This window comes from Christensenella massiliensis, assembly GCF_040409835.1.
Lineage (GTDB): Bacteria > Bacillota > Clostridia > Christensenellales > Christensenellaceae > Christensenella > Christensenella massiliensis.
In genome coordinates this window covers 2201270-2214703 of record NZ_CP117826.1, presented here as the reverse complement: position 1 = coordinate 2214703, position 13434 = coordinate 2201270, and the positions used below count along the sequence as shown (strand labels likewise).

Here is a 13434-nt window from a genome sequence, read left to right as displayed (position 1 = left end):
GCCGGGGCACATGCCTAAAGCAAAGGAAAGAAAAATGACAAATGCTTCTTCAGCCGAATATTATGCAAAGCATAAATGGTCTATTCTCGCCGTTCTGATCTTTATGCCGTTTATGGCGACGCTCGATGGCACCATCGTGAATGTTGCTCTGCCTGTTATGGTGAAGGATCTTCATACAGACATGGAGTCTATTCAGCTTGTGGTCATCGTATATCTCATCGCCGTCGTCGCGACGATACTCCTGTTTGGACGACTGGGGGATATCAAGGGAAAAGGCCGGCTTTTTCTGTTCGGTACCCTCCTGTTTACTGCCGGCTCCCTGCTGGCCGGGCTGTCTCACAGTCTTCCTGCGCTGATCGTTTCCCGCGCAGTCGAAGGGGTCGGCGGCGCCGCCGCACTGGCAAACAATCAAGGCATTATTACAGAGGTGTTTCCCGCGGGGCAGCGCGGACGTGCGCTCGGAATATCGGGGGTCGCGGTCGCGCTCGGAACGATGCTTGGCCCTCCTATCGGCGGTCTGATCGTTTCAGCACTCAACTGGAATTACATTTTCCTGATCAACGTACCGGTCGGTATAATAGGCTTTTTGCTCGGTCTGAGGCTTTTACCGCGCGGCAAAAAAATAAAGGAAGCAGTAGATTACCGGGGCGCTGCGTTTCTTGCCGCCGCAGTCATTCTGTTTTTCTATGCCCTGTTGACCGGCCAGTCCTCCGGTTATTCTCATCCCCGCGTCTTTCTTTCTTTTGCGGGAAGCGCCGTCCTGTTCCTTCTTTTTATTTTCCTCGAAAAAAGGAACCGCCAGCCGGTCGTCGAGCTATCTTTGTTCAAAAATCCTCTTTTTACGATCAGTATCGTTTGCGTACTGATCCAGTTTTTCGCCATGAGCGGTATCAGTATCATACAGCCCTTTTATATCGAAGACGTCCTGAAGATCAGCCCCGGGCAAACAGGACTCATCATGATGAGCTTTCCTATCGCAATGGGCATCATGTCTCCGTTGGCCGGATATATTTCAGATAAAGCCGGTGCCGCAAAGATCACGCTGATCGGTCTTATCATCATGACGCTCGGTCTGTATTTGCTTTCTACGATGACAGCATCGGAACCCGTCGGCAAGCTGATCCTGTTCCTGTGCATCGTAGGTCTCGGCGCGGGTATTTTCTCCGCCCCCAACACCTCGCTCATCATGTCTACCGCGCCCAAGGACAAGCTGGGGATCACCGGGAGCATCAATGCGTTTACACGCAATTTCGGGAGTGTGACCGGTATATCGCTTCTTACGACGCTTCTGTATGCACTGATGAGTTCTAAAGCCGGTTTCCAAGTGAAAGGCTTTGTGGCCGGAAGACCCGACCTGTTCGTATATGGTATGCAGAACGTTTACAGGCTCGGCACAGCCGTGCTTTGCATCAGCGTGGTCCTGACCGCCATCCGTCTGTTTCAGGACCGCAGGGAACGCGTTCTGAAAATACAAAAATAGCGCCGGAAGCCTTCAGGCTCGTGCATTCCTCATTCCCCTGCTTCAGGATATCTCTATTCATAATTTTGTTACTTTTCTTTCAAATATTGTTCAAACCCGGTTCAAGAATTCGTCACTTTCTCCGCTTATGATTAATTTGTGAAAACAAACAGGCGCTTGTTTTTAGGACTATTATTTGGAATCATAGATTTTGAGGAGGTATACAGAATATGAACGATAACAGATTTTACGGCAATGAAAGCAACGGGCCGTCAGATGTGCAGGGCGGCACGTTTTATGAAAACAACGGGTATCCTCACTCCCCGGCGGGCGGGCAGAACCGGATGGACAGCGAAAGCTTTTATTCCGGCGGACAGCAGACTCCTCCCGAACAAAACGGAGGAAAGAAGCCCAAAAAAGAAAGATCTCCCTTTCTTACAAAACGGGCAGCGGCAGTCGTTCTTGCAGTTTGCGTCGGCGCTGCCGCGATCGGCGGCTTCGGCGCAGGCAGGATGACCGCTCCGGCGTCTACGGCGGCAGAGGTTTCCGTACAGAACGATACCGGTACGATCCAGACCTCAGCGGATACGGCATCCGGCGATCTCTCGATCGCGGATATCGCGGCAAAAACACAGGATTCCGTCGTTGCGATCACGACTGAAGTTGTACAGGAGAGCCTGTTCGGTCAGGAAACGGTCGGCGAGGGAGCCGGAAGCGGCGTGATCATTTCGGAAGACGGCTATATCGTGACCAACAATCATGTTGTAGAGGGCGGCTCGAGCTATCAGGTGACGCTGAATAACGGCGACGTGTATGACGCGACGCTCGTCGGCAGAGACCCCGACACCGACCTCGCTGTTTTGAAAATCGAAGCGACTGGACTTTCACCCGCCGCGTTCGGTGATTCAGACGCCCTTGCAGTCGGCGATACGACAGTCGCCATCGGGAACCCGCTGGGTAAGCTGGGCGGTACGGTAACGGACGGTATTGTCAGCGCGACGAACCGCGAGATCAATCTTGGAAACGGTACGATGAACCTGATCCAGACGAACGCAGCCGTTAACCCCGGCAATTCAGGCGGCGGGCTGTTCAACGGGCAGGGTGAGCTGATCGGCATCGTCGTCGCAAAATCCGGCGGTACGAACGTAGAGGGACTTGGATATGCCATCCCGATCAACGGTGCGCAGGAAATCATAAATGAACTGATCGACAACGGTTATGTGACAGGCCGTATTTCCATCGGTATTTCGATCATCGACGTTGCCGACCTGCAGACCGCAATGAGTTACGGCCTGTCCGGCACGGGTGTTTATGTGGCGCAGGTGACGGAGGGCTCGACTGCCGCCGAGATCGGTATTCAGGCCGGCGACAGGATCGTATCCTTTGATGGAAAAGAAATCACGAGCGCTTCTGAGCTTAAAGAGATCATAGACAGCCATTCCGTCGGCGATACGGTAGAGATCACCATCGAACGCGACGGAAAGACCGCATCTACCAATATCACGCTGCAGGAATATGTTCCTTCGAATTCCTGAAATGTTCATCGGGACTTCATATAAAGTTCACATAGGAGCATTATCATAGAATCAAGAAAAAGTTTAGACCTCAAGCGGGGTCTTGAATACCAGTGCAAAGGGGGCGTGCCTATGGTATAAAAAGAAAAGAGAGACATAACCCACCCAAACAGAACCTACAATTGATATATAAGTCTTACAAAGCGTCCGCTTCCCCGGCGGGCGCTTTTCTTTGCTTCATTTCCGCGCGTCCGCAGCTGCAGGAGGCACAGCCTTTCCGGGTGCTCAAAAAGCCTGCGTCCTGCGCAGGAAAACGCGCTGCAGCCTGCTCTTCTTTTCTCCTGCGAATAGGAGGCCATTAACCTGTAATCTATCTTCCTGTTTACCGTCCTCTGCAGGCGCTTATCTATTGAAGGAAACGAATTTTCATGAATCTTCATTTACTATTCACAATCTGTTCACACGGATACGGTATACTTGGATTCATGAAAGACGAAAGGAGGACAACGGATGCTTGCAGAGTGAATATAAGACCACGATCTAACCAGACACATCGAATAGAAATCTAAAAAATTTATATAATATCTTGGTGAATGATAATATACTGTCAGTCCGTCGAAGCTTTGCCCTAACCCGAAGGAGCTTCCGCATTGCACCATGATTACGGCGCCCCTGCGCCGCGCTGAATAACGGGAGCTTTTTTGAAAAAGGCGAATGCCTCTCGGCGGACACGACAGACAAGCAATCATATATATCGAATAGAAACAACAAAAGGAGCTTCAGCAAAGCTCCTTTTATATTGAGCAATCTATATCAGCATCAGCCGAAAAATTTTACGGTCTCTTCCATTGGCCGGAGATTTTTCGGTCCCGGCTGCTCTGCCGCTTTGCCGAACGGCATCTGCGCGATCAGCGTCCAGCTTGTTGGAATATTCCACTCCCGCGCCGTTTCTGCATCGATCAGAGGATTATAATGCTGCAGAGATGCGGCAAGCCCCTCGCCCGTCAGCGCAAGCCACACCGCATATTGCAGGATCGCATTATTATGCTGCGCCCACTGGCCGAATTTATCTGCGTAAAGCGGGAAGCTCTGCTTTAATTTCCCGATTTCCGCACCGTCTTCATAAAACAATATCGTTCCATTTCCGCCGCGAAAGCCCTCCAGCTTTTTTTGCGTCCGGGAGAATGCGTCTTCCGCCGTCACCCCGCGCAGCGTGTTTTCCACGATATCCCAAAATTTCTGATTCTCTTTTTGCAGCAGGATCACGAGTCTGCTGGTTTGGGCGTTATATGCGCTCGGCGCCTGACGCGCAAGCGCAACGGCCCGTTCGATCTGTTCCCGTGTGACTCCGTCTGCTTGTTCCAGTCTGCGGACAGACCGTCTTTCCCGCATGACGTCCTCTAATGCCTTTTTCATTTTATTTATTCCTCATAGACCGCGTCTTCCCCGATCTCTTTCCATGCGCGGCATTGGCCGATCCGCAGGCCGCCGTCGCCGTAATCCTTATCCTTGGCAAATTTCACCAATTTTCTGCACGGAAAAGCATTGCATAGGCCGCAATGCTTCAGCTTCTTTTCTTCACAGCAGCTTTTGATGGGGCAGCGCGCCGCCCATACCGGTTTTTCCCGGTTTACACAGCCGCCGCATTTTTCAAAATAACCGCAGTTTGAGCATAGCCTTCCGCACCTTGCTTCTATCATATTATTACCCCTCTCAAGACCATTTATAGCACTTTTTTATCATTTTTAAAGCCATTCTTTTTGTCCGCGCTTCCAGAGCGCCGACGCATTTCCGTATCCGTTTCGTTCGATCGAACGCAGCGCTGCCCGGATATAGCCGTTTACGTCCTTTTCCTCATAGGGCAGATGATAGGCGATGATCCGCTTTGGGTTCAGTTCTCCGATCATTTTCCTGCCCCGCATGACCGTGACAAAAGGAAAATTATAGAGCGCAAGATCCGCACCTGCAAACAGAGGCGGAATGTTCTCCGGTCCGCTGTCTCCGAGCACAGTCACATGGAAGCCTTTGATGTCAAACCGGTAGCCATAGTTGGCAACATCCCGGTATTGCTCCCCTTCGTGGACAAGCTTCGCGCATTTTATGCCGATCCCATTCAGGAAATGTTCTTCCAACGGCTCCCGAAGAACCGTGATGCGTTCTCCCGAAAAATCGCTGATTGGCGAAATCATGCGGGTGTTCAGGTGGTTTTTCAGAAATTCCTCCGTCCATTCCCTGCTGTAATGGTCCGGATGGTCGTGCGTAAAGACGAGCAGGTCTATTTCCCTGAATTCGTCTTCCCCGTGTGCGATCTTGTAAAGCAGATCGTCCGGAACGCTGGAAAACACTTCCGTATATCGGTTATGCAATGCGTCGACTAAAATTTTCTTACCGCGTATTTGAATGAGCACTCCTGCATTTGCAATGAGCTGTATAAAATCTTCCGCCATGGTTCTCCCTTACCTACCGTCTTATTATAATGCATGGGCCGCCTGTTTTCAAACCCGTTTTCGCGCTGCAAACGCCGCGAGGATGAGGCCTCCTGCCGCAGCTGCGAGCCACCAGTCTCCTATCAGGACATAACCCGTTTGTCCCTGCAGAAGCTCCGCCGTTCCATACAGCACACCGTCTGCGTTCGCCTCAAGCGAGGCCGTGACTGTTCCATCCGGCGCGACGATCGCCGTCATTCCCGTATTCCCGGCCTGCACGAGCCATCGCCCCGTTTCCTGCGCGCGCAAAACCGACTGCGCTAAATGCCGTTTCAGCGGGAGCTCGCTTTTGAACCACGAATCGTTCGTAACGACGACAAGCAGTTCAGCTCCCTGTGCTGCCGTTTCCCGGGCGATATCTGAAAACAGGCTCTCAAAACAGATCATGACGCCAAGCTTTCCGTATTCTGTTTGGAGCACGCCGCGTTCTTTTCCGTCTTCCAGACTAAACTCCCTTTCATACCCATTCTCGAACAAAGGAACGAGCCGCTGCTTGTGATAAACGTCCTCAAGCTCGTTTTCGGGTGTTGTCAGAAATACCGAATTTCTGAACTGATAACCGTGCATGCCATATACGCCTGTGAGGATACAGCTTCCCGATGTTCGCGCCAACCGGAAGATGGGGCCGCTGATCGTGCTTTCGTCCGCAAAGGAACCGCCGGCTGAATTTTCAGGCAGCACAATGACGTCCGGCTTTTCCTCCGCAGCTCTTTCCGCCATGCCGAGCGCTTTTTCAAAGCGCCCCTCCCCGCCGTTTTGCCAGAAAGGAACATTCGGCTGTATGGCAGCGACCGAAACAGTCTTACCCGTTTCCCGTTCGGAAAGTGCAAGTATGCCTCCTGCAAAATTGATCAAAAAAACGATGCCCGCAACGGCAAAACAGCGCAGCCTCCGGTAAAGCGCCCCCTGCGCGAGCAGGGCGTTTGTCAGCAGCAGCAAAAAGCTGATGAATAAAACGCCAAGCAGTGATGAAGCCTGCGTCACGGGCAAAAGCTGCCATTGTGTGAGTCCAAGCCGCACGAAAGGGAGTCCAAGCACACCTGCGCCGATCAGCCATTCCGCTCCGGTAAAAAGAAGTGCTGTAAGCGGTGCGCGAAGCGCCTCCGGGCATCTCACCAGCATGCCTGCGGAGAGCGCCGCCCCGAATACTGTACCGTGCAGCAGCGAGAGCGCAAACCATGCAAGCACAAGCAGCGCCTGCGCGTCTTCGCCTGCGCGCGCAGTGATATCCAAGGATAAGACCGGCGCATAATAAAGAAAGCAGAGCGCATACGAAAAGGCGAGCGCGTAAAGCACCGTACACTTCCGGCCATCCGCCCGGCTTTTCATCAGAATAAAAAAAGCAGGAGAAAGCGCTGCCCATAAAAAGGGCGCAAGCGCCGCCACATCAAAGCAGGCCGCACAAAAGAACCCGCAGGCCGCGCAGATAAAGCAAAGCATCCATGAAAAACGTCGTTTCATTCCCTATTACCGATGAATCAAAAACAGAATGAGCCGCCCTCCTGCGCGATACGCAATAACGGAACGGCCCATTCCCTGTATGCTCCCACCTTTTCTTTTACGGAACGATGCTCCCGACGCCGTCCAAAACATATTTGGGGCGGTAGGGATATTCTTCGATCGTCGCCCGCGTACTGACGCCGGACAATACCAATACCGTGTCGAGGCCCGATTCAAGCCCCGCAACGACATCCGTATCCATTCGGTCCCCGACCATAGCGGCTTCCTGCGCATGCAGTCCCAGCAGCTTGATGCCCGTGCGCATCATGAGCGGGTTGGGCTTGCCAATGAAATAGGCCTTTCGCCCTGTTGCGACCTCGATCGGCGAGATCATCGCTCCGCAGGCGGGGAATATCCCGTTTTCTCCCGGCCCGGTGATATCCGGATTGGTTCCGATGAGCTTGGCGCCTGCGAGCACCAGCTGCACTGCTTTCGCGATATTGTCGAAATTATAATTGTGCGTTTCTCCGACGACCACATATTCCGGGTCCACATCGTTCATCGTGATGCCCGCTTCGTACAGCGCGTTGATGAGCCCCGCTTCTCCGATCACAAAGGCGCTTCTCCGGCGCGACTGCATCTTCAAAAATTTTGCAGTCGCAAGCGCGCTGGTATAAAAGTGGCTCTCGTCGATATCCAGCCCGAGCCGTTCCAGCTTTTGCTGAAGCTCACGCGGCGAACGTTCGCTGGAGTTTGTCAGAAACAGAAACGGCTTCTTTTCCCGGTACAGCCAGTCTACAAACTCCTTTACTCCGGGCAGCAGCCTGTTTCCGTGATAGATCACGCCGTCCATATCGCATATAAAGCCTTTTTTCTCGTGCAGTTCCTTTAAATCCATGTCGGTCTCTCCTTATCTGCTCTTATCATTATTATAAAGGCAACGTCTGTTCTCTGCAAATTTTTCTTATCTCTTCATACTTTCCGTCCGCTTGGGAGTTTACTTTGCGCAAAGTTGCGGTATAATAAAACCAAAGAGAAGAGGGAGGCTACGCTTCATGGCTAACATTATAGAAGACAGCATCAATTTCGGGATGGGACTGTTCGCTTATTCCCGTGAGAAGATCGAAGAGCTCGTAGAAAAAATGGTTGCGAAAGGCGAGGTCCAGCGCAAAGACGCGCAGAGCTTCGCGGCAGACCTGATCAAAAAGGGCGAAATACAGCGCGAGGAGCTGTCGCGCATGGTGAAGGACGAGGTTCGCAGAACGCTTCAGGACATTGGCCTTACGCAGGATGCACGGCTCACAAAGGATGATATCCGCGCGGTCATCCGGGAAGAACTCGCCGCAAAAAAGGACGCGGAATAACCCTTTTTGTTTTTAAGACCGGGCGGCCCGCGCGGCTGCTATAGTTTGTTTTGCTCAAGAGGAGGTAATTTACCATCGCTTCCAGAAATCTACAACGGTACCGCGAGATCTTGTCCGCCTTTAACCGGAACGGGCTTGGTTTTCTTTTTGTCAAATCCACGCTGTCCGGGAAACCGCAAAAGATTTTCGAGCAGGAGCAAAGACGCAATATGCCCTCCGTGGGTGAACGCATTCGCACGATGTGCGAAGAGCTTGGTCCTACTTTCGTAAAGTTAGGGCAGATCCTTTCCACCCGGACGGATATCGTAACAGAAAATGTGGCGCAGCAGCTTCAGAAGCTACAGGATTCCGTACAGCCGTTTTCCTATGAAGAGGCGCGCAGCGTGATAGAAAGCGAGCTCGGCGATTCCATTGAGCGTTTGTTCGAGCGCTTTGACCCCGTTCCGGTCGCTTCTGCATCGGTATCTCAGGTGTACCGGGCCAAAATGTTTTCCGGGCCGGACATTGCCGTCAAGGTACAGCGGCCTCATATTCGCGAAAACATCGAGACCGACCTCGGCATTCTGGAGAAGCTTGCACGTCTTGTAGATAAATATTCCAAATATGGCCAGTTATATGATTTTTCGGGAATGGTCGCCGAATTCCGCCGGGTGATGGAGCAGGAGATCGATTTTACCAAAGAGGGTGAAAATACAGACCTTTTCCGCGAGAGCATCGCAAAACAGCGCAATATCCGTGTTCCGAAGATACACTGGGTATATACGACGAAAAAGATTTTGACGATGGATTATGTGGACGGCGTGAAGATCAATGATATTCCCGCGCTGACAGCGCAGGGCGCAGATACCACGCAGCTTGCCTATGACTTCACCAATTCCCTTATCACCCAGATCCTTCAAAACGGTGTTTTCCATGCGGATCCGCACCCGGGCAACGTATTTGTTGCGGACGGACGTTATGTGGAATTTATCGATCTTGGCATGGTGGGCACGATCAACAGCCGCTTTCGCCGCTGTCTGAACGATTTTGTGCTCGGGATCGCCACGCGCAATACACAGAAAATCGCCCAAAGCATCACGGAGATGGACGCCGCGGATGCGGACGTCAATATGGACTCCTTTGGGAAGTCTCTCGAGGTGTTGCTGGACGAATATTTATATGTGCCCCTCCGCGACGTAAATATTGCAAAGGTGTTTTCCAGCGTGTTTTCCCTCGCCGGAAAATATAAGATGAAGATCCCCCGCGAATTTACCCTCGTCGCTAAATGTCTCGGTACTGCACAGGGTATCATAGAGGAGCTCGATCCCTCCACGAATATTTTAGGAATCGCGGAAAAAATGGTGCGAAGCATTCTTGCAAACCGCTATAAAACGGATGAATTCAAGAACGAGATGCAGTCTTATGCGCTCGACTGGCTTGAGGTTGGAAAAAAGGCTCCCTCCGCGCTTCTTGCACTTCTGCATAAGCTGAAAAAAAACGATTATGCCGTTGAACTGAAGATACATGATCTGCATCGCGTGGAAAAGAATATCGAACGCATGTTCAACCGCATCTCATTCGCAGTCGTTCTGCTCGCGGTATGCATCGTGATGGCGGGCGTTATTATCAGCGCCGGATATTCCAACTTCGGGAGGCCGGAGGCTGAGGTCATGAACCTGAGCACGGTAGCGATCGTAGCGGGCCTCCTCATTTCCGCCGTTATCGTGATCGGCATTTTGGTATCTATGGTGCGCTCCGGGCGCGAAAAGAAAAAATAGTATTCCGTATATTCAAAGCCGTCCGGGCTTCGGACGGCTTTTTATTGTTATTTTGCATTTTCCCTATAAAAAAGTATCCGCACAGGAGGCGGATACTTTTTTTATCGTATAAACCATGGAAAGGCTTAGGCTTTTGCTTTGCTCCATTTCTTTTTGCCGAGCATGATGACGACCATCGTAAGCACAAGGGCAACCACCAGCATGACTGCCGCGAGCAGCATGACCGCATTGTAGCCGAGCGCATCGGCCATGATGCCGTTGACCGCAGAAGCAAGCGAATTTGCGATCAGGCCGATCGTCAGTATCCAGCTTAAAATCTTTGCATATTCTTTCGGCCCCATCGTCTGGTCGACCAACAGCGGGGTGCCGATAGACATCAATGCGAAGCATCCGCCGAACAGGAAAGCTCCGATATAGACCTGAACGGGCGTAGTCTGGGAAGCCGTCAGGAACAGTGCGAATGCTACAACACCTACGACGATGCCGTAGATATAAGTCGCTTTTACGCCGAATTTATCATTCAGCGCGCCAAGAACCAGTTTTCCGACAATCAGACCGATCATAATCATGGAGGACATCAGCGCTGCATCTTCAATACTGAATCCGAGGCCCTGCTTTGCATAGGTGGTAAAGATCGTCTGGAACTGCGCAGCGAAATATACGAGGAACATCGCGACAGCAGCGATCCAGAAAATCGGGGATTTGACTGCCTGCTTCAGCGTGAAGCCATACTTCTGGGATTCGTCTATCTTTACGTCCGCTTTTGCGTTCCCTTCATAGCCGTAAGGCAGAAGCCCCTTATCCGCAGGTTCCTTGCGGATCACGAACAGCGCGAAAGGCAGTGAAATGACGAGCGCGATGATCGCCATGATCCACGCCGTACTCGCAACACCCATGCTGCCGAGCAGCTGGCCCGCTACTGCGCTCCATACCGCACCGCCCACTCCTGTGAAAGCGGAAGCGATCCCCATCATGGTTCCGGTCTTTTTCCGGAACCAGTTTGCGATCACGATAGAAATCAGCAGATAGCAGATGAACGAGTAAGAAATACCATAGAGCACGGGGGTGATATAAATCAGCGGAACCGTGTTCAATACGGAAAGAAGCGCAAGCCCGACACAGGCAAGAACAACGGAAATGCTGATGCACGCGCGGTAGTTCATTTTTGCGCCGATGATCTGAGCGATCGGGGTAAATACGACCATCACAATGTTTTGGATCGAAAAGAATAATTGCGACTGTGCGGTGGTGAAGCCGTACTCCGCCACAAACTGGGCCGTAAAGATACTCGTGCTGTTTGCAATGAGACCCATAGTACCGAACATGATCGCTGCGCACGCAACGACCTGCATCCAGTGCCATTTGGTATTCGTTTTTTGCTTGATACTACTGTCCAAAATGATACCTCCCTTTTTTAGGACGCATGGGCCCCTTTCCGCGGGGCCCGCTGCTTCCAATGAAATCGTTTCGTTAGTTCGCAAGACGTGCGTAGTGGTAGCCTTCGCTGACTGCCGTGATGATCTTACGGGGTGCGACTGCATCGCCGATCATACGGACGTCTTTTACCTTGCCCCAGAGCTGATCTTCCAGAGCATTGTTCGGACGGAATCCAGAAGCGATGACGATGTGATCCGCTTCAATAAAGTTCGTCTTTCCGTCTTTTTCATATTCAAGGCCTTTATCGGTGATCTTCGTTACTTTCGCGCTGCAGGTAACCTGCGCGCCGCATTCCGCCATCATCCTGCGGAGCGCCTGATCACAGTTGAAGAGGTGGTCTGCCGTCGCAAGGATATCATCCATCATTTCAACGACATATACCTTGTCTGCACTCTCCGTCGCATAAACGGCGGCTTCGCAGCCAACGAGGCCCGCGCCTACCACAACGACCCTGCCCTTCAGCGGAGCGCCTGTGAGCGCGTCGTTCGCCGTCATGACGATCGGGCTTTCCTTAACGCCCGGGATCGGCGGGATAAACGGACGGGAACCCGTCGCGATCACAACATAGTCATAGTTGCCGTCTATGATCTCCTGTGCTTCGCCCTCTTTCCCGAGGCGTACCGTCGCACCTGATTCATACAGCGCATGCTTCAGGTATTCCATTGATTTCTTAACGTCATGCTTGAAATCGGGGCCGCCGGCAGCGCGGAGATTACCGCCCAGCTCTTCCTCTTTCTCCCACAGCTCTACCTTGATGCCCTTATTGGCAGCTTCGATCGCCGCAGCCATTCCGCCCGGGCCGCCGCCTACCACGAGCATAGTCTTTTCGCCCTCGACCGGAACTTCGGGATAGTCGATCTCGTTCCCGCTGATCGGATTCATCGCACATGGCTTAAAACGTCCTTTTACGGCGCCGTACAGACATTCATTGCAGCCGCAGCAATATTTGATTTCGTCGATGCGGCCCTCGATGACCTTATGAGGCCATTCCGGATCGGCCAGCATCTGATGTCCGAGCGCTACGATGTCGAGGCAGCCGTCTTCAATGGCTTTTTCCGCGACCGCCGGATCGTTCAGCTTGCCGTGTCCGATGACCGGGATATGCACTGCATCTTTGACCGCCTTGTCCGCATACAGCTGGAAACCCGGCTTTTCATAAACAGTGGAGACCTGCAGATTGTAGCGTTCATAGCAGCCGGTATCTACGTGGATCGCATCTACGCCGCCCATCTGATCGAGTATCTTCGCGATCTCTACGCCTTCTTCCAGTCTTCTCATACCTTCCACTTCAGGCAGGCAGTGGTCCGCTGTGATTTTGACGACGCACAGGAAGTTCGGTCCACAGACCTTTTTTACTTCTTCGATGGAATCGAGCAGGAATTTCATTCTGCCCTTAAGGTCTCCGCCGTACTCATCCGTACGCTTGTTCCAGATCGGCGTCAGGAACTGGTCGAAAATATATCCGCCGTAAGCGTGGATCTCCACGCCGTCCGCACCCGCGTTTTTGGCAAGCATTGCGCCGCGTCCCATGCACTTTACGAGGTGCTCGATCTGCGCTTTCTCAAACGGCTTGCACATGAGGTCCGGGAAATTTTTGCATGGGACCGCACTCGCCGAATACGGCGGGTTCTCCGGGTCGGAATAGCCGACGCGTCCGAGGCCCGGTCCGATCTGAACCAACACCTTTGAGCCGTACTGATGGCACTTATCTACAAGCAGGCTCAAACGGTTGACATGATGGAAGCCCTCCAGCACGTTCGCCGCACGCGTTTCATATTCCGTGCACACCATGTTGAGGCCGGTGATGATGAGGCCTGCCCCGCCCTTTGCGCGCAGTCCGAAATATTCGATGCTTCTGTCGTCAAAACCGCCGTCCGGATCGGTTTTGCAACCCATCGGCGCCATCGCGATACGGTTGTTGATCGTGACGTTGCCGATCTTTACTCTCTCAAATAACTTCGTGTAGCTCATTTTAAA

Annotated in this window: 11 protein-coding genes; 4 read left to right on the top strand and 7 right to left on the bottom strand. The window is 52.4% G+C overall.

Annotation, left to right across the window (positions count from 1 at the left end):
• Positions 1 to 34 precede the first annotated feature (34 nt).
• Both PUP29_RS10830 and PUP29_RS10825 read left to right on the top strand, forming a co-directional pair.
• Entirely contained in the window at positions 35 to 1480 is a 1446-nt protein-coding gene (locus PUP29_RS10830) for an MFS transporter (protein WP_353423314.1), read from the top strand.
• A 209-nt stretch (positions 1481 to 1689) separates the two neighbouring features.
• Entirely contained in the window at positions 1690 to 2994 is a 1305-nt protein-coding gene (locus PUP29_RS10825) for a S1C family serine protease (protein WP_353423313.1), read from the top strand.
• Positions 2995 to 3792: 798 nt separating this feature from the next.
• Here the strand turns inward: PUP29_RS10825 and PUP29_RS10820 are convergent.
• The 5 genes from PUP29_RS10820 to PUP29_RS10800 all read right to left on the bottom strand — a co-directional run bounded on the left by PUP29_RS10820 (position 3793) and on the right by PUP29_RS10800 (position 7797).
• Positions 3793 to 4389, bottom strand: a complete 597-nt coding sequence (locus PUP29_RS10820; RefSeq protein WP_353423311.1) for a nitroreductase family protein — start codon at positions 4387 to 4389, stop codon at positions 3793 to 3795.
• Positions 4390 to 4394: 5 nt separating this feature from the next.
• Positions 4395 to 4673 carry a DUF3795 domain-containing protein gene (locus tag PUP29_RS10815; protein WP_079545859.1) on the bottom strand — a complete coding sequence of 93 codons (279 nt, stop codon included), beginning with the start codon at positions 4671 to 4673 and terminating at the stop codon, positions 4395 to 4397.
• Between the two features lie 45 nt (positions 4674 to 4718).
• The gene (locus PUP29_RS10810) at positions 4719 to 5420 is read right to left on the bottom strand and encodes an MBL fold metallo-hydrolase (protein ID WP_353423310.1); all 702 of its coding nucleotides are present in this window, start codon (positions 5418 to 5420) and stop codon (positions 4719 to 4721) included.
• A 48-nt stretch (positions 5421 to 5468) separates the two neighbouring features.
• Complete coding sequence (gene lnt / locus PUP29_RS10805; RefSeq protein ID WP_353423308.1) at positions 5469 to 6920, bottom strand: apolipoprotein N-acyltransferase; 1452 nt, start codon at positions 6918 to 6920, stop codon at positions 5469 to 5471.
• 97 nt (positions 6921 to 7017) lie between these two features.
• A complete protein-coding gene (locus PUP29_RS10800; protein WP_353423306.1) occupies positions 7018 to 7797 on the bottom strand; it encodes an HAD-IIA family hydrolase in 780 nt (259 codons plus the stop codon).
• Positions 7798 to 7954: 157 nt separating this feature from the next.
• Here PUP29_RS10800 and PUP29_RS10795 point away from each other — a divergent pair, with 157 nt between their 5' ends.
• Positions 7955 to 8263, top strand: a complete 309-nt coding sequence (locus PUP29_RS10795; RefSeq protein WP_353423305.1) for a phasin family protein — start codon at positions 7955 to 7957, stop codon at positions 8261 to 8263.
• Between the two features lie 209 nt (positions 8264 to 8472).
• Positions 8473 to 10020 (top strand): ABC1 kinase family protein, encoded by a 1548-nt coding sequence (locus PUP29_RS10790; protein ID WP_079545868.1) that lies wholly within the window; start codon positions 8473 to 8475, stop codon positions 10018 to 10020.
• Between the two features lie 125 nt (positions 10021 to 10145).
• Here PUP29_RS10790 and PUP29_RS10785 read toward each other — a convergent pair whose 3' ends face one another.
• Together PUP29_RS10785 and PUP29_RS10780 are read right to left on the bottom strand one after the other, a co-directional pair.
• Complete coding sequence (locus PUP29_RS10785) at positions 10146 to 11417, bottom strand: MFS transporter (protein ID WP_353423303.1); 1272 nt, start codon at positions 11415 to 11417, stop codon at positions 10146 to 10148.
• Positions 11418 to 11490: 73 nt separating this feature from the next.
• The gene (locus PUP29_RS10780; RefSeq protein ID WP_079545871.1) at positions 11491 to 13428 is read right to left on the bottom strand and encodes an FAD-dependent oxidoreductase; all 1938 of its coding nucleotides are present in this window, start codon (positions 13426 to 13428) and stop codon (positions 11491 to 11493) included.
• Between the last annotated feature and the right edge of the window lie 6 nt (positions 13429 to 13434).

Coding starts and splice junctions, on each gene's coding strand:
- PUP29_RS10800 (WP_353423306.1), bottom strand. CDS start 7,797: ATGGATTTAAAGGAACTGCACGAGAAAAAAGGCTTTATATGCGATATG.
- PUP29_RS10790 (WP_079545868.1), top strand. CDS start 8,473: ATGCCCTCCGTGGGTGAACGCATTCGCACGATGTGCGAAGAGCTTGGT.
- PUP29_RS10820 (WP_353423311.1), bottom strand. CDS start 4,389: ATGAAAAAGGCATTAGAGGACGTCATGCGGGAAAGACGGTCTGTCCGC.
- PUP29_RS10830 (WP_353423314.1), top strand. CDS start 35: ATGACAAATGCTTCTTCAGCCGAATATTATGCAAAGCATAAATGGTCT.
- lnt (WP_353423308.1), bottom strand. CDS start 6,920: ATGAAACGACGTTTTTCATGGATGCTTTGCTTTATCTGCGCGGCCTGC.
- PUP29_RS10795 (WP_353423305.1), top strand. CDS start 7,955: ATGGCTAACATTATAGAAGACAGCATCAATTTCGGGATGGGACTGTTC.
- PUP29_RS10810 (WP_353423310.1), bottom strand. CDS start 5,420: ATGGCGGAAGATTTTATACAGCTCATTGCAAATGCAGGAGTGCTCATT.
- PUP29_RS10815 (WP_079545859.1), bottom strand. CDS start 4,673: ATGATAGAAGCAAGGTGCGGAAGGCTATGCTCAAACTGCGGTTATTTT.
- PUP29_RS10780 (WP_079545871.1), bottom strand. CDS start 13,428: ATGAGCTACACGAAGTTATTTGAGAGAGTAAAGATCGGCAACGTCACG.
- PUP29_RS10825 (WP_353423313.1), top strand. CDS start 1,690: ATGAACGATAACAGATTTTACGGCAATGAAAGCAACGGGCCGTCAGAT.